The organism is Bradyrhizobium sp. USDA 4472, from assembly GCF_054058595.1.
Window position 1 is genome coordinate 1,704,095 of the sequence record NZ_JBSSAM010000001.1, and the last position, 21,715, is coordinate 1,725,809.

Sequence of the window (21,715 nt, forward strand, 5' to 3'; positions counted from 1 at the left end):
GGTGAATTTTGAGGAAAATTCGAGCCTTTGAGACGGCTCAGGCGCCCGCAAATATCCGGTAGCGGCGAGGGTTTAGACCGATCGTGTCGCCAGCGCGCAGTTCCCGGTCGCGGGGTACATCGATCTCGATGGTCTCGCCACCCGACAGTGCGACCTCGGCCCGTTGCACCGGGCCGAAATTGCGGACATGTTGAACCGCGCCCTCGAAGTCGCCCGAGCCGGGCGGGCCGACCAGCATGTCATGTCGCCTCACGAACAGTTTTGACGCGCCAGGCGCAAGCCCGTCCGCCGCAAGATTGAGCGGGCGGTCGCCGAGCCGCACCGCGCCCTCGGCCACATGGACCGGCAGCTCGATGGATTCGCCGATGAAGCCATGCACGAAGGCGGTCGCCGGCCTCTCGTAGACGTCGTCGGGCGAGCCGATCTGCTCGATCCTGCCCTTGTCCATGACCACGACGCGGTTGGCGACTTCCAGCGCTTCTTCCTGGTCGTGAGTGACGAAGATCGAGGTGACGTTGATCTCGTGATGCAGCGAGCGCAGCCATTTGCGCAGCTCCTTGCGCACCTTGGCATCGAGCGCGCCGAACGGCTCGTCGAGCAGCAGGATTCGCGGCTCGATTGCGAGCGCGCGGGCAAGCGCAATGCGCTGGCGCTGACCGCCGGAGAGCTGGCTCGGATAGCGGTCGGCGAGCCAGTCGAGTTGTACGAGATCCAGCAGCTCCTTGACGCGCGTGCGGATCGTCGCTTCGTCCTTGCGGATCGCGCGCGGCTGCACGCGCAGGCCGAATGCGACGTTCTCGAACACGCTCATATGACGGAACAGCGCGTAATGCTGAAACACGAAGCCGACGTGGCGCTCGCGCGCGCCCTGCGCCAGCGCGTCCTCGCCATTGAAAGCGACCTCGCCGGAATCAGGCCAGTCGAGGCCGGCGATGATCCGCAGCAGCGTGGTCTTGCCGGAGCCGGACGGGCCGAGCAGGGCGAGCAGCTCGCCGTCGGCGACCTTGAGATCGACGCCGTCAAGCGCGGCAAAGCTGCCGAACTTCTTGACGAGATTTTTGACTTCAATGGTCATTGACGTCGTGCCCTTCGTCGAGGTGGCGTTCGAGAATGGATTTGGCGACCAGCGTGATCAGGGCCAGCATCGCGAGCAGCGAGGCGATCGCGAAGGCCGCGACGAACTGATACTCGTTGTAAAGGATCTCGACCAGCAGCGGCATGGTGTTGGTCTCGCCGCGGATATGACCTGAGACGACCGAGACCGCGCCGAACTCGCCCATCGCGCGGGCGTTGCAGAGCAACACGCCATAGAGCACGCCCCATTTGATGTTGGGCAGCGTGACGCGGAAGAAGGTTTGCAGGCCGGAGGCGCCGAGCGAGATCGCAGCCTCTTCCTCCTGCGTGCCCTGCTCCTGCATCAAGGGGAGCAGTGCGCGCGCCACGAACGGGAACGTCACGAAGGTGGTGGCGAGCGCGATGCCGGGCACCGCAAACAGGATCTGGATGTCGTGGTCGCGCAGCCAGCCGCCGAAATAGCCCTGCGCGCCGAACAGCAGCACGAAGACGAGGCCGGAGATGACGGGGCTCACCGAGAACGGCAGGTCGATCAGCGTGATCAGGAAGGTCTTGCCCGTGAATTCGAACTTGGCGATCGCCCAGGCGGCGACCAGACCGAAGACGAGATTGAGGCTGACCGAGATCGCCGCCACCACGAGCGTCAGCTTGATCGCCGCCAGCGCCTCGGGCTCGGCGAGCGCGGCGAAATAGGCGAGGATGCCCTTCGAGAAGGCCTGCGCGAACACCAGGACCAGCGGCAGTACGACGAAGACGGAGAGGAATAATACCGCCAGCGTGATGATGGCGATGCGCACCGCCTTCGGCTCGGTGCGGAGATTGTTGCGCGCGGCTGCCGCATGCGCACGGGTCCTGGCATTGGGGGCGGAGAGCGGGACAGAATCTGCGATCTGCATCGTCATCGCATCCACCTCAACGCACCGGGACCCGGTCCTGCGCCCAGCGCTGCAACCGGTTCACCGCGAAGATGATGACGAAGGAGACGACGAGCATGACCACGGCGATCGCAGTCGCGTCGGCATAGCGGAATTCGGAGAGACGGATCACGATCAAGAGCGGCGCGATCTCGGAGACGTTGGGCAGATTTCCGGCGATGAAGATCACCGAGCCGTATTCGCCGACCGCGCGCGCGAAGGCCAGCGCAAGTCCCGTAAGCAGCGCGGGCGCGAGCGACGGCAGGATCACGCGAATGATGGTCTGCCAGCGGCTGGCGCCAAGGCTGCCAGCGGCTTCCTCGATTTCGGCGTCGATATCCTGGAGCACCGGCTGCACGGTGCGGACAACGAAGGGAATGCCGATGAAGATCATGGCGACGAAGATGCCGAGCGGCGTGAACGCCACCTTGATGCCGAGCGCGGCGAGCGGCGCACCCAGCCAACCCTTCTCGGCGAACAGCGAGGTCAGCGCGACGCCGGCCACCGCCGTCGGCAATGCGAAGGGTACGTCAACGATGGCATCGAAGATTCGCCGACCGGGGAAACGATAACGCACCAGCGCCCAGACGATGATACTGCCCATCACGAGGTTGACGCAGGCGGCAGCAAAAGCCAGACCGAAGGAGACGCGCAACGCATTCAGGGTGCGACGGCTGGAGACGATCGCCCAGAACTGATCAAGGCTGAGTTCGGTGGATTTCAGGAACAGCCCGGCGAGCGGAATCAGGATAACGACAGAGAGCCAGGTCAGCGTCAGTCCCATCGTGAGACCGAAGCCCGGCAATGTCCGGCGTCGTGCTGCGATTGCGCTCACCAGGCCCCCTGCTAAAGCCGCTCCGACAGCGCCCGATCAGTTCTTGTAGATCTGATCGAAGATGCCGCCGTCGGCAAAATGGTCTTTCTGCGCCTTGGTCCAACCACCAAAAACGTCATCGATGGTGAATAGCTCGACCTTGGCGAAGGAATTTTCATACTTCTTGGCGGTTTCCGCACCGCGCGGACGGTAGAAATTGCGCGCGGCGATCTCCTGACCTTCCTTCGTGTACCAATACTGGAGATAGGCGTCGGCGACGTTCCGGGTGCCCTTCTTGTCCGCGACCTTGTCGACGATGGCGACCGGCGGCTCCGCCAAGATCGACAGCGGCGGCGCCACGATCTCGAATTTCTCCGGGCCGAATTCCTTCAGCGCAAGATAAGCTTCGTTCTCCCAGGCGAGCAGCACGTCGCCGACGCCGCGCTCGACGAAGGTCACCGTGGCGCCCCGCGCGCCGGTGTCGAGCACCGGTACCTGCTGATAGAGCTTGCCGATGAACTCCTTGGCCTTGTCGGCGGAGCCGTATTTCTTCTGCGCGAAGCCCCAGGCCGCGAGATAGTTCCAGCGCGCGCCGCCTGACGTCTTCGGGTTCGGCGTGATCACGGCAACACCTGATTTGAGCAGGTCGTCCCAGTCCTTGATGCCCTTCGGATTTCCCTTGCGCACCAGGAACACAATGGTCGACGTGTAGGGCGATGAATTCTGCGGCAGCCGCTTCTGCCAGTCGGCCGCGATGAGGCCCTTGCCGGCGATGGCGTCGATGTCGTAGGCGAGTGCGAGCGTCACCACGTCGGCCTGCAAGCCATCGATCACGGCGCGCGCCTGTGAGCCGCTGCCGCCATGCGACTGCTTGATCTCGACGCTCTTGCCGGTCTCCTTCTGGTAGGCGTTGGCGAACGCCTTGTTGAATTCGGCATAGAGCTCGCGCGTCGGATCGTACGACACGTTCAACAGGTTGATATCAGCAGCGAGAGCCGAGCTTGCCCAGAGAAGTCCTGCAGCGAGCGGAGCGATACGGCGCATCATGTCCATCTCCATTCACTTCGACGACATCGATGTCGACGAAGGCATGCAGGCGAAACTCGTGGCGAAACGCTCTCAAGTCAACGGAAGCGGATTTTCTTGTTCGCAGGCTCGCAGCGCGACTGTGCTACGAACCCTTCATCGTATGAATGCCGCATTCTGTCTTGGCACGGCCGCGCCAGCGCCCCGCGCGCTCGTCCTCGCCTTCGGCTGTTCTGCTCGTGCAAGGCATACACCCGACCGAGCGAAAACCGGATACGACAAGCGGGTGACGCGGCAATTTGGCGCGGACGAAAATCGCCTCGAGTTCCTCGCGCGAGACATTGGCGAACGGATTGAACTTCAACCGTGCGCCATCGTCCTCGACGACCGGAATGTCGGCGCGCGCATTGCCCTGGAAGCGCTTGCGGCCATTGAGCCAGGCATCGAACGGCTTCAGCGCACGCGCCAGTGGCTCCACCTTGCGGATGCGGCAGCAGGCATCGGGATCGGAAAACCAGAGCTCGCGGTCGGGATCCTCGCGCGACAGCGCCTCCTCGGCTGGCTTGATCGAGCGCACGTCCTTCAAGCCCAGCATCGCGATCAGCGTATCGCGATAGGCCAGCGTCTCCTCGAACAGCCAGCCGGTGTCGAGGAAGATCACCGGGATCGCCGGATCGACATCCGCCATCACCTTCAACAGCGTCGCCGATTCCGTGCCGAACGACGACACCAGCGCGAGCTTGTCACGACCAACCGCCTTCAGCGCGGCAGCGATGACTTCGGCAGGCGAAGCATCGCGCAAGGCACGATCGAGCTCCGCCGCCGAAGGCAGCGTTGAAACGGACGCGACCTGGGGCGCGATGGCGTTCATGTGCCGACTCCTTCGGAGTGGCGCAGCTGCATGCGCCGGTGCAGCGCCGTAATCCGGCCGTCTCCGGTCGGCTGGTAGAACACCGAATAGCGTTTCGCGGTCTGCATGAAGGCTTCCGCGTCGGCCTGCTTCTTCACCTCGAAGGAATCGAAGCCGGCGCGCAGCATGAAAACGAACTGGTCGCGCAGGATCTGGCCCGTGGCGCGCAAGTCGCCACGATAATTGTGCCGCTCGCGCAGCAGCCGCGCCTGGCTGTAGGCGCGCCCGTCGCGGAAGGTCGGAAACACCAGCGCGACGGTCGCGACCTTGCCGAGATAGGGCACGAGCTCGTCGATGTCGCGGTTGTTCGGCCAGATCACGCCGACCTTGCCCGGACGCTCGAGCAGCGCGTCGGCCTCGCCGATGAAACGTTCGGCCGGCACCAGGATGTCGCCGCTCACGGGCAGCGGCGTATCGACGGCGAGCTTGACGAAGCTGTCGTCGACGATTTTTCCGCCGTTAACGAGTGGCATAGACGCGCTCCTTGAAGGGCTCGACGCCGAGGCGCTTCACCGTGTCCATGAACAGTTCTTCGGGCCGCTCGCGCAGCGCCAGATAGGCCTCCACGACGTCCTCGATCACGTCCGCGACCTCGTCGAATTTCACGCCGGGACCGATCAGCGTTCCGAGCACAGCCCCTTCGTCAGCGCGGCCGCCGATGGTGATCTGGTAGACCTCCTCGCCGTTCTTCTCGACGCCGAGAATGCCGATATGGCCGACATGGTGATGGCCGCAGGCGTTGATGCAGCCGGAGATATTGATGTGCAGACGCCCGATCAGATTGGCAAGCTCGTGGTTCGCGAAACGCCGCGTCAGCTCCTGCGCGATCGGGATCGAGCGCGCGTTCGCCAGCGAGCAATAGTCGAGACCCGGGCACGCGATGATGTCGGTGATCAGATTGACGTTCGGCGTCGCCAGCCCAAGCTTGTCGAGCGCCTTCCACAGCGCCGGCAGGTCGCGCTTGGCGACGTGCGGCAGCGCCAAATTCTGCTCATGGCCGACGCGGATCTCGCCGAAGGAATATCTGTCGGCGAGATCGGCCAGCGCATCCATCTGCTCGGCCGTGGCATCGCCCGGAGGCTTGCCGATCGGCTTCAGCGAAATGGTGACGATGGAGTAACCCTGGGCCTTGTGCGGCGCCACCGAGTTCTTGCGCCAAGCCTCGAAGTCGGGATCGGCCGCGGCCTGACGCAGCTCGTCCGGCATGTGCGGCAGCTTCTCGTAAGCGGGATAAGTGAAGCGCGAGCGGATGTCCTCGATCACCTCGTCGTCGATCTGCAGCGAGGAATTGCGGATGTGCTGCCACTCCTCCTCGACCTCGCGCGAGAATTTCTCGATGCCGAGCTCGTGCACCAGGATCTTGATGCGTGCCTTGTAGATATTGTCGCGGCGGCCGTACTGATTGTAGACGCGCAGGATCGCCTCGATATAGCTGAGGATATCGCGGCCATGGACGAAGTGCTTGATGGTCTTGGCGATGAACGGCGTGCGGCCGAGACCGCCGCCAACCAGCACCTCGAAGCCGGTCTCGCCCTTCTCGTTCTTGATCAGCTTGAGCCCGATGTCGTGAATCTTGATCGCGGCGCGGTCATGCTCCGAGGCGGTGATCGCGATCTTGAACTTGCGCGGCAGGAACGAGAATTCCGGATGCAGGGTCGTGTGCTGGCGGATCAGCTCCGACCAGATCCGTGGATCCTCGATCTCGCCGGGTGCAACGCCAGCCCACTGGTCCGAGGTGACATTGCGCATGTTGTTGCCGGAGGTCTGCATCGCATGGATACCGACCTTGGCAAGATCGGCCAGCGCATCCGGCAGCTCGGCGAGCTTGATCCAGTTGAACTGGATGTTCTGCCGTGTGGTGAAATGGCCGTAGCCGCGGTCGTATTTGCGCGCGACATGGGCGAGTGCCCGCAACTGGTTCGTCGACAGCGTCCCGTAGGGAATCGCGACGCGGAACATGTAGGCGTGCAGTTGCAGATAGACGCCGTTCTGGAGGCGCAGGATCTTGAACTCGTCCTCGGTGAGCTCGCCGGAGAGGCGGCGCTTCACCTGGTCGCGGAACTCCGAGACGCGCTCGTTGACGAGCGTGCGATCGATTTCGTCGTAAGCGTACATAAGAAAATGCCTTAAGCCTGGGCCTGCTGTCCGATGGTCACACCGGTGCGGCGGATCTGTTCGCGCAGATTGCCCGGTTCGATCTTGCCGTCCGCGCCAACCTGCACCGGAGCGATATAGGGGCCAACGGCGCCGAGGTCATCAGCGACGGATTCGGCGAGCAAGGCTTTCGCTTCATCGGAGTTGCGCACGATCGCAGCTTCCGAGAGCTCCGCGGACCAGCCCTTGGCGGCGGTGCGGTACACCACGATGCCGTCCCAGGTGCGGTTGGCGGTCACCACCGAGGGGCCGGCGATCTTGATCTTCTTCTGTTCGAGCGGGGAGGTCATTCGGCTGCATCCAATAGGTCAGAGATGATTTGCTTTGGGGATTGACGGCGAAGCGAGCCGGCATGCCGGACCACGTCGCCGATGATGAGGATGGCAGGACCGCCACTGGTCTGCCGCACGAGTTCGGGCAAGTCGCGTAGCGTGCCGATCGCGCCTTGCGCATCGGGTCGGGTGACGCGGGCAAACACGCCGACCGGCGTCTCCGGCGAACGGCCGGCGGCGAACAGGCCGGCACGAATAGCGGGCGCGGCTGTCATGCCCATGTAGACAACGACGGTCATTTTCGTGTCGGTCAGCGTCGACCAGTCGACGGTCTCCGCGTCGCGCGCCTTGTGCGCGGTGAGGAAGGTGATGCGGGTGGCTTCATGACGGTAGGTCAGCGGCACCTCGAAATCGGCGGCGCCGCCGAGCCCGGCGGTGATGCCCGGAATGATCGAATAGGCGATGCCGGCGGCGCGCAGCGCCTCCACCTCTTCGCCACCGCGGCCGAACACGAAGGGATCACCGCCCTTCAGCCGCACCACGCGCTGCCCCGCTTGCGCGGCCTCGATCATGCGCTTGTTGATGGCATCCTGGCCGATGCCGGGCTTGCCGACGCGGCGGCCGACCGCAACGCGCGCGGTGTCGCGCCGGATGCGGTCGAGAATTTCCGCGGAGACCAGCTCGTCGTGGAAGACGATGTCGGCATCCTGCAACGCGCGCAGCGCCTTGATGGTGAGAAGATCGGGATCGCCGGGGCCGGCGCCAACCAGCGCGACCGAACCTTCAGGCTTGTCGGCGCGCGCGAAGGCCGAGGGATCGGAGATCGCCTTGAGTGCCGTATCGGCCTCACCGTTGCGGCCGGCCAGCACGGCGGCGCCGATCGGGCCGTCGATCACGCGCTCCCAGAAGCGACGGCGCAGCGGAAACTCGGCGATGCGCTCGTTGATGGATCTGCGGAAGCCACCGATGAACTCGGCCAGCTCGCCGATGCGCGAGGGCAGCAGCGCCTCGATCTTCTCGCGCACGCGCCGCGCCACCACCGGCGACGTTCCGCCGGTGCCGACCGCGACCACGACATCGCCGCGATCGACGATCGCCGGAAAGATGAAGCTGGAATGGTCGAGATCGTCCATGACGTTGACGGGCAGGCCGAGCGATTTTGCGCGGGCCGACATCGCAACGCCGACATCGCCTGCACCCGCGCAGACGATCGCGATGACACCGGCAAGATCAGATGTGAGCGGATCGCCGGTCGCGATCTCGATACGCGCACTGTCGCCTGAATTCAGACCCAGGTCCCGATTGCCATCGATCGCATGCACGCGGACGCGCGCACCGGCAGAAGCGAGCACGCGCAATTTTGCGCGCAAAAGCTCACCCGCGCCGATGAGGACCACTGGACCGCTACTGAGATCGAGGAACACCGGCAAGAACCGCATTCGATACTCGCTTGCCCCACATACGGGGTTGACTGGAATTATTTTCTATATATGTGTCGTTTCGAGCGCGCAAAGAGAAAATTTTTTCTTCTCTTCTGCGGTGCAACTATAGAATTTTCGCCTCCAAACGCAAAGTGGCAGAGATGCATCTTCTCAAGGACAATTCCGCTGCGGACAGGCTGGACAACCCGGCTCTCGTCGAGCGCGTGAACGCGCAAGATTTTTCTGCTGATGCCGCACCCAGCATGGACCATCTCGATCAGCTTGAGGCGCAGAGCATCTACATCTTCCGCGAGGCCTTCGGCCGTCTGAAGAAGATCGCCCTGCTGTGGTCGCTCGGCAAGGACTCCAACGTCATGATCTGGCTGGCGCGCAAGGCGTTCTTCGGGCGCCTGCCATTCCCGGCCCTTCATGTCGACACCGGCAAGAAATTTCCGGAGATGTATCGCTTTCGCGATCATTACGGCAAGGAGTGGGAGCTCGACCTGCGCGTCGAGCCCTGCCCGCCCATCGATGCCGTCGACCCCACGCTGCCCCCGGCCGCCCGTTCCGCCGCGCGCAAGACCGAAGGTCTCAAGATGGCGCTGGCGAAATACGGCTTCGACGGCCTGATTGCCGGCATTCGACGCGACGAGGAAGCCACCCGCGCCAAGGAGCGCGTGTTCTCGCCGCGCGGCCTCGAAGGCAATTGGGACGTCCGCGATCAGCCGCCGGAGTTCTGGGATCATTTCAACGCATCGCCGCCGCAGGGGGCGCATTTGCGCATTCACCCGATCCTGCATTGGACCGAGGCGGACATCTGGGCCTATACCAAGCGTGAGAACATCCCGATCATCCCGCTGTATCTCGCCAAGGACGGCAAGCGCTATCGCTCGCTGGGTGATCAGGACATCACCAATCCGGTTGCTTCAACAGCATCCAGCATCGACGAGATCCTGGCCGAACTCGAGCAGACCAAGGTGCCGGAGCGTGCCGGCCGTGCGCTCGACCACGAGACCGAGGATGCTTTCGAGCGCCTGCGCGTCGCCGGCTATCTCTGATTCAAGGACGCATCACGGCCATGAACATGATCGTCACCCCCTCTTCGTCCGCTACGCCCAACGGGACCACGCGTCCGCAGGTCCGCATCGTCATCGTCGGCCATGTCGACCACGGCAAGTCGACGCTGGTCGGCCGCCTCCTGCATGAGACCGGCAGCCTGCCGGACGGCAAGCTGGAAATGCTGAAGGCCGTCAGCGCGCGGCGCGGCATGCCGTTCGAATGGTCGTTCCTGCTCGATGCGCTCCAGACCGAGCGCGACCAGGGCATCACCATCGACACCACGCAGATCCGCTTTCGCACCAATTCGCGCGACATCGTGCTGATCGACGCGCCCGGCCACGCCGAATTCCTGCGCAACATGATCACCGGTGCGTCGCAGGCCGACGGCGCGGTGCTGATCATCGACGCACTCGAAGGCGTGCGCGACCAGACCCGGCGTCACGGCTATCTCCTGCATCTGCTCGGTGTGAAGCAGGTCGCTGTCGTGGTCAACAAGATGGACCGCGTCGATTTCAGCGCCGATCGCTTCAAGGAGATCAGCGACGAGATTTCGGCGCATCTCAACGGCCTCGGCGTGACGCCGGCCGCCGTGATCCCGATCTCCGCGCGCGACGGCGACGGCGTCGCCGAGCGCACCGACCGCATCGGCTGGTACAAGGGACCGACCGTGGTTGAAGCGCTCGATCGGCTCGAGCCGGCGCGACCGCTGGAAGCCTTGGCGCTGCGGCTGCCGGTGCAGGCGATCTACAAGTTCGACGATCGCCGCATCGTCGCCGGCCGCATCGAATCCGGCAGCCTGATTGCCGGCGACGAGATCGTGATCATGCCGGCCGGCAAGATCGCCAAGATCAAGACGGTCGAGAGCTGGCCGGTGACGCCGGTCGCAACGCGCCAGGGCGCCGGCCGGTCGGTCGGCATCACGCTCGACCGGGAATTGTTCATCGAGCGCGGCGACATCATCGCACACACCGACGCTGCCCCGCGCGAGACGCGGCGGCTCCGCGCGCGCATCTTCTGGCTGCACGACAAGCCGCTCGCCAAGGGCGACCAGATCCTGGTCCGCTCGGGGCCGAAGGAAAGCCGGGCCACCGTGGTGGCCATCGAAAAGGCCGTCGATCCCGGCGAGCTCGAGAGCCGCGAGAACAAGGCGATCGGCCGTAATCATGTCGGCGAGATCGATATCTCCCTGTCCAATCCGATTGCAGCCGATCCCTATACCGAGAATCCGCGCACCGGCCGCCTCGTGATCGAGGTGTCAGGGCGCATCGCCGGCGGCGGCCTGGTGCTGTCGGTCGATGCCGGGCAGCGCGCCGTGCCGGTCGACATCGTTCCGGTAGAATCCGCACTCCGTCCCGACGAACGCTCCGCGCGCTATCAACACAACGGCGCGGTCGTCTGGCTCACCGGCCTGCCGGCCTCCGGCAAGTCGACCCTGGCGAAGGCGCTGGAGCGGCGGCTGTTCACCAATGGCGGCTCGCCGATCCTGCTCGACGGCGACACGCTGCGGGCCGGGCTCAACGGCGATCTCGGCTTCTCTGCCGCCGATCGCAGTGAGAACATCCGCCGTCTCGCCGAGGTCGCGACGCATCTGGCGCGGAACGGCCATATCGCCATCGTCGCCGCGGTTTCCCCGGCGCGCGAGGATCGCGCCACCGCGCGCCGCATCGCCGACGCCGCGTTCCGCGAGATCCATGTCGCGACGCCGGCCGAGATCTGCGAGGAGCGCGACCCCAAGGGCCACTACAAGAAAGCCCGCGCGGGTGCACTGGCGTCGTTCACCGGTATCGGCAACGACTACGAGGCGCCGGAAGCGGCCGAGCTCGTGATCGATACGTCGACACGGACAGTCGCCGAAGCGGCGGATGAGATCGAACAGATGCTGAAGACATCGGGCGTACTGTTCGACGAAGTCGTGGACCTCGCCGCGAATATTTGAGGCGGTCCTACCCCAGCGGTCGTCGCCCGGCTTGACCGGGCGACCCAACGTTCCAGAGACAGCATTGGGATACGGGGATGCCGTGCCGTGCTGGATTCCCCGCTTTCGCGGGGAATGACAGGTTGCGCGGCACTCCACCTCTCCTTGACATTTTGACAATCCGCCGGGGGTCTTCTCACCGCCCCGATTTTGGGGCTAATAGGTCCCGAAAGCCGCCTCTCGCGGGCGCATTTTGCTGCTGGCGGTCAAAAGCAGCCAAAAACAGCCATTTCCAACAAGAAAGACCATCATGAAACGCGTTGACGCCCACGGATTGAAGATCGCCCCCGTCCTTTTCGATTTCATCGCCAAGGAAGCCGCCCCGAAAACCGGGATCGCGCCGGATGCGTTCTGGGCCGGGGTGGCGGGCCTCATCAGGGAGTTGGGGCCGAAGAACCGGTCGCTGCTCGCTGTCCGTGATCAGCTGCAGGCCAAGATCGACGACTGGCACCGGGCCTACAAGGGCAAGGCATTCGACCTCAACGCCTACACCGCCTTCCTGAAGGAGATCGGCTATCTCGTTCCGGAGCCGGCGACACAGAAGGTCGAGACCGCCAATGTCGATGAGGAGATCGGCAAGATCTGCGGCCCGCAGCTCGTCGTGCCGCTCACCAATGCACGTTATGCGCTGAACGCGGCAAATGCGCGCTGGGGCTCGCTCTATGACGCCTTCTACGGCACCGACGCGATCCCGCATGACCCATCCGAGGGTGGCAAGGGCTACAACAAGGCCCGCGGCGACAAGGTGATCGCGAAAGCAAAAGCGTTCCTCGACGCCGCCGTGCCGCTGGCGACCGGCAGCCACACCGACGTCACCGCCTATAGCGTCGTCGCGGGCCAGCTCGCCGTGAAGCTGAAGAGCGGCAACGCCACCGCGCTGAAGAGCGCCGCGCAATTCGCCGGTTTCCAGGGCGATGCGGCCGCGCCGAGCGCCGTGCTGCTCGTCAACAACGGCTTGCATGTCGAAGTGAAGATCGACCGCAGCAGCGCGATCGGCAAGGACGACCCGGCCGGCGTCGCCGACATGATCATGGAATCAGCCGTGTCGACCATCCTCGACATGGAAGACTCGGTCGCCGCCGTCGATGCCGAGGACAAGGTGCTGGTCTATCGCAATACACTCGGCCTGATGAACGGCACGCTGTCGGCCGACTTCGAAAAAGGCGGCAAGACGCTGACGCGATCGCTCAACGCCGACCGCAGCTACAAGACGCCTGACGGCAAGGGCGAAGTGAAGCTGCACGGCCGCAGCCTGCTGTTGATGCGCAATTGCGGTCACCACATGTTCACCGACGCGGTGCTCGACGAGAACGGCGAGGAAGTGCCGGAAGGGCTACTCGACGCCGCCGTCTCCGGCCTGCTCGCGATCCACGACCTCAAGGGCAACTCCAAGGTCAAGAACAGCCGCACCGGCTCGGCCTATATCGTCAAGCCGAAGATGCACGGCCCGGACGAGGTCTCGTTCACCTGCGAGATCTTCGATGGCGTCGAGAAGATGCTGGGCCTGCCTGAGAACACGCTCAAGGTCGGCATCATGGACGAGGAGCGGCGCACCACCGTCAACCTCAAGGCCTGCATCCAGCGCGCCTCGAAGCGCATCATGTTCATCAACACCGGCTTCCTCGACCGCACCGGCGACGAGATCCACACCTCGATGGAAGCGGGTCCGATGATCCGCAAGAACGAGATGAAGGCGCAGGCCTGGATCAAGGCCTATGAGGACTGGAACGTCGACATGGGCCTGATCGACGGCCTTCCCGGCCATGCCCAGATCGGCAAGGGCATGTGGGCTGCCCCCGACAAGATGGCCGACATGCTGCAGCAGAAGCTTAGCCATCCGCAGGCCGGCGCCACAACCGCCTGGGTCCCCTCGCCGACCGCGGCGACGCTGCACGCGCTGCACTACCACCAGGTCAACGTCATCGCACGCCAGCAGGAGCTGACCAAGGGCGGGCCGCGCGCAAAGCTCTCGGACATTCTCACCATTCCGGTGTCGAAGTCGAACTGGGCGCCCGATGACGTCAAGCAGGAGATCGACAACAACTGCCAGGGCATTCTGGGCTACGTCGTGCGCTGGATCGACCAGGGCGTCGGCTGCTCCAAGGTGCCTGACATTCACGATGTCGGCCTGATGGAAGACCGCGCGACATTGCGCATCTCCAGTCAGCACCTCGCCAACTGGCTGCATCAGGGCGTCATCACCGAGGCGCAGGTGATGGAATCGCTCAAGCGCATGGCTGTCGTCGTCGACAAGCAGAACGCCGGCGATCCGATCTACAAGCCGATGGCGCCGGCCTTCGACGGCGTCGCCTTCAAGGCCGCCTGCGACCTCGTCTTCAAAGGCCGCGAGCAGCCGAACGGCTATACCGAATACATCCTCACCGCGCGCCGCCGCGAGGCGAAAGCGGCGGGCTGAGGCCCCTGTTCGAACATCAGAAGCCCCGGCTCAGGCCGGGGCTTTTTTGTCGGCAATCGTAGCTAGAACACCGCGAGATATTTCAGCAGGGACACGATGCCGATGATGATGACGATGACGCGCGCGATCTGCTTGGCGCGGCCGTCCATCGGCAGCATGTTAATGAGATAAAGAACGAGAATGACGACCAGGAATGTGACGAGGACGCCGACCAGCATTTGTAACCCCCTTCAGGCCAGTTGGTAACGTGGCTTAACGTCGAGGCTTCGCGTCGGGTTCCATTTTTGAAACCGGACGCGAAGCCGTAATCCTCCGGTCGCGACCAAGTTTTTTACTCTTTTGTGGCCAAATGCCCCGGAGACTGCCGCCGAGCGACGCGCAAATGCCCGCTTTGCGCGTCCCGTTCGAACTCGGGGCGCTGGTGGAGTTCATGATTGCTGGGGATGGGCGCCATGTTGAACCGCTTGACGGTATCCGCACTGCTGAGAAGCGTGATCCTGACCACCTCCTGCTGCGTGGTCGTCGGAGCCTTGCTCATCGCCTGGGATTCCTGGCAACGTCTCCAGATCGCCAACCGCATTGCCGTCATCGCTGACGCATCCGCCGACATGTTCAAGGCGATGGATCGGATGCGCGCCGACCGCTCCACCTCGAACCGCGTGATTCACAACGACCAATCGCTGGATCCGGCGATCGAAAAATACCTGCGCGATCTGCACGACGTCGAGATGCCCGCAATGGTCAGGGCACGCGATCTGCTCGGCAGCATCGAATTTGCCGAGAAGCCGGCGCTGCTCTCCGAATTCGACCGACTGTTCCGCGCTCTCGTGAGCATGCAGAAGCAATTCTGGCAGGAGATTGCGAAACCCAAGGCCGCGCGCCGCGTCGCTCTCGGCAAGGAATACATGGATACCGAAACCGGACTGGTGGTATTGCTCGACAAGTTGTCTGGAATTCTCGCCGCCTCCATCAACCATCAGGACGCAGCGGTCGATCAGTTGCTGATCATCAAGCAGGCAGCATGGCTGCTTCGCAACACTGCGGGCGACGCTTCAATTCTCGTTTCCAACGGTCTCGGTACGGGAAAGGTCACCCCGGAAATACGACTATCCTACATCAGGCTGGTCGGAGGCGTAGAGGCCGCCTGGCATGCGCTGGAGGTCACCACCGGCGGCATGCAGTTGCCGGCGGCGCTATCGGACGCAATCACCAAGAACAAGAGCGCATATTTCGACCCGCAATATGTGGACCTGCGCGATCGCCTGATGAACGCACTGGCATCGGGCGAAAAGCCCGAGATGGTAGCCAACGAATGGAGCCCGTTCAGCGTCGCGCGGCTGGTCGCCGCGGTCGGTGTGGCCGAGGCAGCGCTTGATGCGGCCCGCGAACACATCTCCGCCCAGCGCGCTTCGGCTCTGCACGCCCTGATCCTGCAATTGGCGCTGGTTCTCCTCGCCATCTGCCTCGCCGTTGGTCCGATGCTGGCCGTGAGCCGGCGCGTCATCAAGCCGTTGCACGACATGCGCGACGCCATGTTGAAGGTTGCGGGTGGCGACCTTTCCGTCGAGACGGGATACGAAGACAGGATGGATGAGATCGGCGCGCTGGCAGGCGCGCTGGAGACGTTCAAGCAGCAGGCCGCCGACAAGCTGAAGATCGAAGCCAAGGAGCGCGAGCGCAATGCCGCGGCCGCGAGCCGTCAGCGTGCCATGGAGATCCACATCGGCGAATTCGAGGGGCTCGTGCGCAAGGCACTCGAGGAGCTGAGTGAAGCCTCCGGCGAAATGCGGAAAACCTCATCCGATCTCTCGGCAGTGTCGCGGCAGACCAATGATCGGGTTCGGTCCGCTGAAAAGGCGGCCGGAGACGCCTCCCTGAGCGTCGACAGCGTCGCTGCTGCGTCCGAGGAGCTGAGCTGCTCCATCAGCGACATCAGCCAACAGGCGGCACATGCCGCGGGCATCGCCCGCCGGGCCGTGGCTCAGGCGGAGCAGACCGATGGCACGGTGCAAGGACTTGCCCGATCCGCCGGTCGCATCGGCGAGGTCGTCGGCCTCATCAACACCATCGCGGCACAGACCAATCTGCTCGCGCTCAACGCGACGATCGAGGCCGCCCGCGCCGGCGAAGCGGGCCGCGGTTTTGCGGTCGTCGCCTCCGAGGTCAAAACGCTGGCCAGCCAGACCGCGAAGGCGACCGAGGATATCTCGGAGCAGATCGCCGACATCCAGAAGGTTGCCGGCGACGCCATCGACGCGATCCAGGCGATTGGGGGCATCATCGGCGAAGTCAACGAGGTCGCCACCGCGATTGCGGCCGCCGTGCAGGAGCAGGGCGCAGCCACGCAGGAGATCACCCGCAGCACGCAATACGCGGCGCAGGGCACGAAGAAAGTTTCCGACAACATCACCGGCGTGAAGACCGACGCCGACACCGCAGCCGGCGCCGCCGACAATGTCAAGCAGGCCGCCGAAATGCTGGAGACCCAGAGCCTTCAGCTCGGCAATCAGGTCAGCGATTTTCTCGGCAAGATCCGCGCGGCGTAAAATTCCTACTCCTTCGCCACCACCGGCACCTGGTGGAATTTGGCGCGCATCCTGTCCGGCAATGGCGAGAAATTCATTGCGACGCCGCGGCGATCATTGGCGTTGCGATTGGCTACGACGAGGCCGTTGGCACCTGCAACGATGTCGCCTTTGCGCAGGGTCGGATCGTCCTCGATCTTGACCTGGGCGAGCCCGACCGGGTCCCTGCCGTTGCACGTGCAGCCCGCGACGATCTCATTGCGATAGCGGAAGGCGTTGGGCAGGTCGGAATAGGATTTGCCCTTGTCCGTCGTGGCATCGTCGATATCGCTGCCGTAGACCAGCGAGGTCTCTGACGCGGGGCAGAAGCTCTTGCAGGATTGCGCCTTGCTCTCGGCGTCGTTGCCTTGCGCGGGGAAGTAACGGCCGTCGCAGCCGCGTACGCAATAAGCGGTGCCGCCGCCATAGGACGCGCGCTGGCGCGGCGCTTCGTAGCGTGGCATGTCGTCGTTCTGGAACGGCACGCGGATCTCAGGCGGCGGCCGCATGTGGAAGCCACCGAACAGCGCCGAGAAGAAATCCTCTGCATGCGCAGAAGGCGTCAGAGCAAGGCCCAGGGAAGCGACCGCGACGAACGCGGCCGTCGCGCAAGCCGACTTGCTGGTCGAACGTTTCATCATCTGACCTCACGCAACCCTTAGTCCACCGACGACGCCGGGATGTTCAGCGCCTGGCGCCCCGCGTGCAGCGTCGACACCGCCGGCCGCTTGCGGGCGGGATCGGCCCCGCGCGCCATCAGTGGTGCGTTCTTCGGCAACACGACAACCTTCGTGCCGACGCCGACGCGGTTGAAGAGATCGCTGACGTCCTCATTGGTGAGGCGGATGCAACCGGAGGAGACGAACTTGCCGATCGTCGTGGGATCGTTGGTGCCGTGGATGCGGTATTCGCTGGAGCCGAGATACATCGCGCGCGCGCCAAGCGGGTTGCCGGGGCCGCCGGCGACGAAGCGGGGCAGATAAGGCTGGCGCGCGATCATCTCGGCCGGCGGATGCCAATCCGGCCACTCCGCCTTGCGGCTGATGCTCTGCACGCCCGACCAGGTGAACCCCTCGCGCCCTACACCGACGCCGTAGCGCATCGCGCGGCCGTTGCCGAGGACGAAATAGAGATAGGTGTTGGCGGTATCGATGACGATGGTGCCGGCCGGCTCGTTACGGTCGAAGCTTACGATCTGCCGCCGGAGCCGATCCGGCAGCGCCGCATCCTCGTCCGCAGGCTGCGGCGCCTCGTTCGTGGAGCCCTGCGAATAGATCTGGTCCTGCGAATATGTCTGCGGCTGCATCGGCGCATAGCCGAGCGTTTGCGCCTGAGCCGCGAACGGCACCGTCAGCAAAGCTGTCGTAAAAGCGGTGATGATTCGCGGCGAAAAGCTGCGACGGACGACAGAGAACTTTGTCATGTGCTGCCCCGTTGGATGTATGCATCTGGGTGATGCTGCTGTCCCGTAAACGCAGCAGCGCTGATGCAAGTTCCGCCGCCGCGTGAGGCAGCCGCGTCACGGTCAAGCGAGCACGGCTTCACGAAGGCGCGATGGAACCGCGGCACTCCTCACGCGTTTTCTCGTCGTCAATGGGCGCCCGGAAGCCTTCCGTGCGGGGAGAGATATTGTGCGCGTCCTTCCCAGTGAACGACTGATTTCCGGCGACGGCGAAGGTGCCCCGCTTCCCGAGAGCCATAGCGAACTCCCACCGGTGATCCGGCGTACCGAGTTCGTCGCGTTTGCGCTTGCCGGTTTGCTTCTGATCGCCGTCGTCGCGGTGCTCTATGTCGCCAAGGCGTTCTTCCTGCCGGTCGTAATGGCCGTGGTCGCCGGTACCATGCTGTCGCCGGCCGCGACCTTCCTGGAAAAGCAAAGGGTACCGCGCGCCCTCGGGGCGGTACTCATCGTGGTCGCTGTGACCGCGATGGTCGCTTTCGTCGTCGCGCTGATTGCGGCACCGGTCATGGAATGGAGCTCGCGCTTGCCTGAACTCGCTGCGCAGCTCAAGGACAAGCTGCACGTGTTCGATCGCCCGCTCGCGCTCTGGCGTGAGCTCCAAAGCATGGTCGGCGGCTCCGAGGGCTTGCCGAGCCTGCAGATTCCCAAGTTCGATTGGGTGCAGCCGACGCTCGAATTCCTGTCCCCGACTTTCGCCGAATTCCTGCTGTTCTTCGCCACCCTGATCCTGTTCATCGCGAGTTGGCGCGACCTGCGGCGGGCCTTGATCATGACCTTCGGCGAACGCGACGCGCGGCTGCGCACGTTGCGGATCCTCAACGAGATCGAAGTCCATCTCGGCAATTATCTGCTGACGGTGACGATCATCAATATCGGCGTGGGCATTGCGGCAGGCCTGGTCTGCGCAGTGACCCGCATGCCAAATCCGGCCGGCCTCGGCGCGCTTGCGGCCACCCTCAACTTCATCCCTATCATCGGGCCGGTTGCAATGTTCGCCGTGCTGGTCGTGGTAGGGCTGGTCGCCTTCCCAACCATCGGCGGCGGCCTGGCCGCGGCGATCGCCTTCGCCGGCATCACTTTCCTGGAAGGGCACTTCGTTACGCCCACCATCATCGGCCGGAGGCTGGCCCTGAATGCGCTCGCGGTGTTCATCGCACTCGCCTTCTGGACCTGGCTATGGGGCCCGATGGGCTCGTTCCTGTCATCTCCGCTGCTGATCGTCGGGCTGATCCTGAAGGAGCATCTGTTGCCCGAGAATTCGCCGCAGCTTCCGGAGGCGTGATGGCTGGTGCGAAGGGAACTTCCCCGAAGACGGGGCGTTTTCCGGCTATCTTCGCCGATGCGAGTTTTGGAGCCCCTCTATGACCAATGGCGAAACCGGGATGCGAGACTGGACCGACAAAGCCACCGCAGAACGTCTCGAGAAGGATGTAGCAGCCGTGAAAAGCGATATCGCCGCCCTCACCGACCAGATCACCGACGCACTCAACACGTTCGCCAACGCTTCGGGCAAGCAAGCCCGCCGCGGGTACAAGCAGGCGCGCGAGAACATGGATTCGACGCTCGACGACTTCTCGGAGCGCGGCAGTGCGATGATGGACGCGGCGCAGGATGCCTACGGCTCGATCGAGGAGACGCTGGAAGAGGCCATCACGCAACGGCCACTCGCGACCGTCGGTGTTGCGCTCGGCATCGGCTTCCTGATCGGGTTCGCCTGGCGCCGGTAACGCGCGGCGATGGGTTTTACGGTCACGACGGCCTGTGCCGCCGTGACCTGCCGGTGATGAATTGGCTGTGGGGATCTGAGGAGTAAGGCCGTGTTTCAGCGCATCATCGACGGCATCAGCGCATCGACGGGCACGACCGTTCGGCTGGCCTCGCTGGCGGCGGGTGCAGCGCTCGCGCTCTTCGTCACCACTTGCTTCCTTTGCGCGGCAGCCTTCATCTCGGTTCTCGAAAAATACGGCCCCGTGCAGGCCTGCCTCGCGGGGGCGGGCGTCTTCTTCCTGCTGACGATCGCCGCAGCGGGAAGCTATTGGGGCTACAAGCGGGAGGTGCGGGCTCGCGCGCGCATCGCTGCCGAACGCGCCGCCAAGGCGGCTCCGAGCATGCTTGCCGATCCCATGCTGCTGGCCACCGGCTTGCAGATCGTGCGCGCCATCGGAGTCAAGCGGCTGTTGCCGATCCTGGCAGTCGGCGGGGTCGCGCTTGGAATCATGGCAAGCCGCGCCGGAGCGGCAGACGAGCCTTCGGCCGAGCCGGCCGAGTGAGGCCAGGTCCGCGTTAATAAAGTTGCGCCCCTGACCTCAACCAGCGGCCGGCTGGAATTCCATTGCGCTGTTCTGCGCAATTCTTCATCAAGCCTGGCCAATCCGCCTTGCTTCACGCAAACGCTACTCGGACAAGCAGGTGGTTGCCGCTAAAAGCATCGCCCCTGATTCTAGAAGCTATTTTCCGCAATGAAACCGTCCGTCAAGGCGAACCTTGCCGCATTTCAGCACGACGCCAGGCTCTATTTGACGCTCGGCATTGCCAACTGGTCGGTATTCGTCGACCACATCCCGAACAATGTCGTGAACCTGCTGACGCTGCGCAACTTCGGCTTTAGCGGCGCAGCCGACCTGTTCGTGTTCGTGGTAGGCTACGGGGTTGCCATCATCCACGGCAGGATGGCGCTGGAGCGCGGTTATGTCGTCGCGGCGACGCGCGTCTTCCGCCGCGTCTGGCGGCTCTATGCCGCCTATGTCGTGCTGTTCGTGATCTACATCGACACCATCGCCTATGTCGCTTCGCAATCGATGGCACCGGAGATCATCAGCGATTACAACATCTCCGGCATTCTCGAGCATCCGCTCCGGACCCTGGTCCAGGGACTGGTGCTTCAGGAAGAACCGCTCAATCTCGACCTGCTTCAGCTGATGATTCCGCTGATGGCGTTCTTCCCGTTCGTGCTGTGGGGACTGCTGCGCGGCCCTAACCTCACCCTCGCAGCATCGGTCGCGCTATATCTCGCCGCACGCTGGTTCGGCTGGAATTTTCACGCCTATCCCGACCTGGAATGGACCTTCAACCCGCTGTGCTGGCAAATGCTGATGGTGCTGGGTGGCTGGTTCGCCGTCACCGGCGTCTCAGGCCAGAGCCTCCACAAAATGTCCTGGCTCCGCATCGCGGCCGGCGCCTATCTCGTGCTGGCGATGGCCATCACCCTGATGCGCCATTCGCCGGCGCTATCAGCCTATTTGCCGGAAATCGTGCGCAATGGCATCTCTGCGACCGACAAGGAATACCTCGCACCCTATCGCGTGATCCATTTCCTTGCGCTGGCCTTCATCGCAACCCATCTCGTTCCGCCCGACCATCCGTGGCTGCAACGGAAGTCACTCCAGATGGTGACCAAATGCGGCGAGGAATGGCTCGCGGTGTTCTGCATCGGCGTTTTCCTGTCCTTCGCCGGCCACCTCATCCTGATCACCGGTGCCAATCTGGTCGTGATGCAGATCGGGGTGAGCCTTGCCGGATTCGCGGCGATGACGGCGGTGGCTTACTATATTTCCTGGTCGAAGCGGCAGGACGAACCGGCGGCCTTGCGCCAGCGGGCCTAGGCGCGGCGGCGACGCGATTTCGCTAGGCCGGGCGCCGCAGCTGCGCTATGCG

General features: G+C 64.0%; 20 protein-coding genes. 8 read left to right on the forward strand and 12 right to left on the reverse strand.

What is annotated here, in order from left to right:
- Positions 1 to 37 precede the first annotated feature (37 nt).
- The 9 genes from ACVWZ4_RS07665 to cysG all read right to left on the reverse strand — a co-directional run bounded on the left by ACVWZ4_RS07665 (position 38) and on the right by cysG (position 8,603).
- Positions 38 to 1,075: a sulfate/molybdate ABC transporter ATP-binding protein gene (locus ACVWZ4_RS07665; protein ID WP_456740015.1), complete on the reverse strand. Its 1,038-nt coding sequence runs from the start codon at positions 1,073 to 1,075 to the stop codon at positions 38 to 40.
- Entirely contained in the window at positions 1,065 to 1,976 is a 912-nt protein-coding gene (gene cysW, locus ACVWZ4_RS07670; protein ID WP_456701232.1) for a sulfate ABC transporter permease subunit CysW, read from the reverse strand. Before cysW ends, ACVWZ4_RS07665 begins: the two co-directional genes overlap by 11 nt.
- Positions 1,977 to 1,986: 10 nt before the next feature.
- Positions 1,987 to 2,823, reverse strand: a complete 837-nt coding sequence (cysT, locus tag ACVWZ4_RS07675; RefSeq protein ID WP_456736285.1) for a sulfate ABC transporter permease subunit CysT — start codon at positions 2,821 to 2,823, stop codon at positions 1,987 to 1,989.
- 36 nt (positions 2,824 to 2,859) lie between these two features.
- Positions 2,860 to 3,861: a sulfate ABC transporter substrate-binding protein gene (locus ACVWZ4_RS07680; protein WP_456740016.1), complete on the reverse strand. Its 1,002-nt coding sequence runs from the start codon at positions 3,859 to 3,861 to the stop codon at positions 2,860 to 2,862.
- A 112-nt stretch (positions 3,862 to 3,973) separates the two neighbouring features.
- Positions 3,974 to 4,699, reverse strand: a complete 726-nt coding sequence (locus tag ACVWZ4_RS07685) for a phosphoadenylyl-sulfate reductase (protein WP_456740017.1) — start codon at positions 4,697 to 4,699, stop codon at positions 3,974 to 3,976.
- On the reverse strand, positions 4,696 to 5,211 hold the full coding sequence (locus tag ACVWZ4_RS07690; protein WP_456736288.1) for a DUF934 domain-containing protein: 516 nt from the start codon (positions 5,209 to 5,211) through the stop codon (positions 4,696 to 4,698). Before ACVWZ4_RS07690 ends, ACVWZ4_RS07685 begins: the two co-directional genes overlap by 4 nt.
- Positions 5,198 to 6,853: a nitrite/sulfite reductase gene (locus ACVWZ4_RS07695; RefSeq protein ID WP_456701227.1), complete on the reverse strand. Its 1,656-nt coding sequence runs from the start codon at positions 6,851 to 6,853 to the stop codon at positions 5,198 to 5,200. Before ACVWZ4_RS07695 ends, ACVWZ4_RS07690 begins: the two co-directional genes overlap by 14 nt.
- An 11-nt stretch (positions 6,854 to 6,864) precedes the next feature.
- Positions 6,865 to 7,182 (reverse strand): DUF2849 domain-containing protein, encoded by a 318-nt coding sequence (locus ACVWZ4_RS07700; RefSeq protein WP_456701226.1) that lies wholly within the window; start codon positions 7,180 to 7,182, stop codon positions 6,865 to 6,867.
- Entirely contained in the window at positions 7,179 to 8,603 is a 1,425-nt protein-coding gene (cysG, locus tag ACVWZ4_RS07705) for a siroheme synthase CysG (protein WP_456736289.1), read from the reverse strand. The genes ACVWZ4_RS07700 and cysG overlap by 4 nt, the downstream gene beginning before the upstream one ends.
- Positions 8,604 to 8,848: 245 nt before the next feature.
- Here cysG and cysD point away from each other — a divergent pair, with 245 nt between their 5' ends.
- From cysD to ACVWZ4_RS07720, 3 genes are all read left to right on the forward strand, one after another.
- On the forward strand, positions 8,849 to 9,643 hold the full coding sequence (cysD, locus tag ACVWZ4_RS07710) for a sulfate adenylyltransferase subunit CysD (RefSeq protein ID WP_456705148.1): 795 nt from the start codon (positions 8,849 to 8,851) through the stop codon (positions 9,641 to 9,643).
- A gap of 20 nt (positions 9,644 to 9,663) precedes the next feature.
- Entirely contained in the window at positions 9,664 to 11,580 is a 1,917-nt protein-coding gene (cysC, locus tag ACVWZ4_RS07715; protein WP_456701224.1) for an adenylyl-sulfate kinase, read from the forward strand.
- A 289-nt stretch (positions 11,581 to 11,869) separates the two neighbouring features.
- Complete coding sequence (locus tag ACVWZ4_RS07720) at positions 11,870 to 14,035, forward strand: malate synthase G (protein ID WP_456740018.1); 2,166 nt, start codon at positions 11,870 to 11,872, stop codon at positions 14,033 to 14,035.
- Positions 14,036 to 14,097: 62 nt separating this feature from the next.
- Here ACVWZ4_RS07720 and ACVWZ4_RS07725 read toward each other — a convergent pair whose 3' ends face one another.
- On the reverse strand, positions 14,098 to 14,253 hold the full coding sequence (locus ACVWZ4_RS07725; protein ID WP_008546817.1) for a Thivi_2564 family membrane protein: 156 nt from the start codon (positions 14,251 to 14,253) through the stop codon (positions 14,098 to 14,100).
- Positions 14,254 to 14,487: 234 nt separating this feature from the next.
- Here ACVWZ4_RS07725 and ACVWZ4_RS07730 point away from each other — a divergent pair, with 234 nt between their 5' ends.
- Positions 14,488 to 16,581, forward strand: coding sequence for a methyl-accepting chemotaxis protein (locus ACVWZ4_RS07730; protein WP_456740019.1), 2,094 nt, complete (start codon positions 14,488 to 14,490; stop codon positions 16,579 to 16,581).
- A 5-nt stretch (positions 16,582 to 16,586) separates the two neighbouring features.
- Here the strand turns inward: ACVWZ4_RS07730 and ACVWZ4_RS07735 are convergent, their stop codons facing one another.
- A complete protein-coding gene (locus tag ACVWZ4_RS07735; RefSeq protein WP_456701221.1) occupies positions 16,587 to 17,240 on the reverse strand; it encodes a DUF2865 domain-containing protein in 654 nt (217 codons plus the stop codon).
- Between the two features lie 17 nt (positions 17,241 to 17,257).
- The gene (locus ACVWZ4_RS07740) at positions 17,258 to 18,022 is read right to left on the reverse strand and encodes a L,D-transpeptidase (RefSeq protein ID WP_456790071.1); all 765 of its coding nucleotides are present in this window, start codon (positions 18,020 to 18,022) and stop codon (positions 17,258 to 17,260) included.
- 208 nt (positions 18,023 to 18,230) lie between these two features.
- Here ACVWZ4_RS07740 and ACVWZ4_RS07745 point away from each other — a divergent pair, with 208 nt between their 5' ends.
- From ACVWZ4_RS07745 to ACVWZ4_RS07760, 4 genes are all read left to right on the forward strand, one after another.
- On the forward strand, positions 18,231 to 19,343 hold the full coding sequence (locus tag ACVWZ4_RS07745) for an AI-2E family transporter (RefSeq protein WP_456736293.1): 1,113 nt from the start codon (positions 18,231 to 18,233) through the stop codon (positions 19,341 to 19,343).
- Between the two features lie 79 nt (positions 19,344 to 19,422).
- Positions 19,423 to 19,788 carry a DUF883 family protein gene (locus ACVWZ4_RS07750; RefSeq protein WP_456701218.1) on the forward strand — a complete coding sequence of 122 codons (366 nt, stop codon included), beginning with the start codon at positions 19,423 to 19,425 and terminating at the stop codon, positions 19,786 to 19,788.
- Positions 19,789 to 19,878: 90 nt separating this feature from the next.
- Complete coding sequence (locus tag ACVWZ4_RS07755; RefSeq protein ID WP_456701217.1) at positions 19,879 to 20,331, forward strand: hypothetical protein; 453 nt, start codon at positions 19,879 to 19,881, stop codon at positions 20,329 to 20,331.
- Between the two features lie 189 nt (positions 20,332 to 20,520).
- Positions 20,521 to 21,663: an OpgC domain-containing protein gene (locus tag ACVWZ4_RS07760; protein WP_456740020.1), complete on the forward strand. Its 1,143-nt coding sequence runs from the start codon at positions 20,521 to 20,523 to the stop codon at positions 21,661 to 21,663.
- Positions 21,664 to 21,715: the final 52 nt, after the last annotated feature.

What these genes read in the sequence shown, in the direction of transcription:
- ACVWZ4_RS07665 (WP_456740015.1), bottom strand. Translation starts at nt 1,075, where the DNA reads ATGACCATTGAAGTCAAAAATCTCGTCAAGAAGTTCGGCAGCTTTGCC.
- cysW (WP_456701232.1), bottom strand. Translation starts at nt 1,976, where the DNA reads ATGACGATGCAGATCGCAGATTCTGTCCCGCTCTCCGCCCCCAATGCC.
- ACVWZ4_RS07680 (WP_456740016.1), bottom strand. Translation starts at nt 3,861, where the DNA reads ATGGAGATGGACATGATGCGCCGTATCGCTCCGCTCGCTGCAGGACTT.
- ACVWZ4_RS07685 (WP_456740017.1), bottom strand. Translation starts at nt 4,699, where the DNA reads ATGAACGCCATCGCGCCCCAGGTCGCGTCCGTTTCAACGCTGCCTTCG.
- ACVWZ4_RS07690 (WP_456736288.1), bottom strand. Translation starts at nt 5,211, where the DNA reads ATGCCACTCGTTAACGGCGGAAAAATCGTCGACGACAGCTTCGTCAAG.
- ACVWZ4_RS07695 (WP_456701227.1), bottom strand. Translation starts at nt 6,853, where the DNA reads ATGTACGCTTACGACGAAATCGATCGCACGCTCGTCAACGAGCGCGTC.
- ACVWZ4_RS07700 (WP_456701226.1), bottom strand. Translation starts at nt 7,182, where the DNA reads ATGACCTCCCCGCTCGAACAGAAGAAGATCAAGATCGCCGGCCCCTCG.
- cysG (WP_456736289.1), bottom strand. Translation starts at nt 8,603, where the DNA reads ATGCGGTTCTTGCCGGTGTTCCTCGATCTCAGTAGCGGTCCAGTGGTC.
- cysD (WP_456705148.1), top strand. Translation starts at nt 8,849, where the DNA reads ATGGACCATCTCGATCAGCTTGAGGCGCAGAGCATCTACATCTTCCGC.
- cysC (WP_456701224.1), top strand. Translation starts at nt 9,664, where the DNA reads ATGAACATGATCGTCACCCCCTCTTCGTCCGCTACGCCCAACGGGACC.
- ACVWZ4_RS07720 (WP_456740018.1), top strand. Translation starts at nt 11,870, where the DNA reads ATGAAACGCGTTGACGCCCACGGATTGAAGATCGCCCCCGTCCTTTTC.
- ACVWZ4_RS07725 (WP_008546817.1), bottom strand. Translation starts at nt 14,253, where the DNA reads ATGCTGGTCGGCGTCCTCGTCACATTCCTGGTCGTCATTCTCGTTCTT.
- ACVWZ4_RS07730 (WP_456740019.1), top strand. Translation starts at nt 14,488, where the DNA reads ATGTTGAACCGCTTGACGGTATCCGCACTGCTGAGAAGCGTGATCCTG.
- ACVWZ4_RS07735 (WP_456701221.1), bottom strand. Translation starts at nt 17,240, where the DNA reads ATGATGAAACGTTCGACCAGCAAGTCGGCTTGCGCGACGGCCGCGTTC.
- ACVWZ4_RS07740 (WP_456790071.1), bottom strand. Translation starts at nt 18,022, where the DNA reads ATGACAAAGTTCTCTGTCGTCCGTCGCAGCTTTTCGCCGCGAATCATC.
- ACVWZ4_RS07750 (WP_456701218.1), top strand. Translation starts at nt 19,423, where the DNA reads ATGACCAATGGCGAAACCGGGATGCGAGACTGGACCGACAAAGCCACC.
- ACVWZ4_RS07760 (WP_456740020.1), top strand. Translation starts at nt 20,521, where the DNA reads ATGAAACCGTCCGTCAAGGCGAACCTTGCCGCATTTCAGCACGACGCC.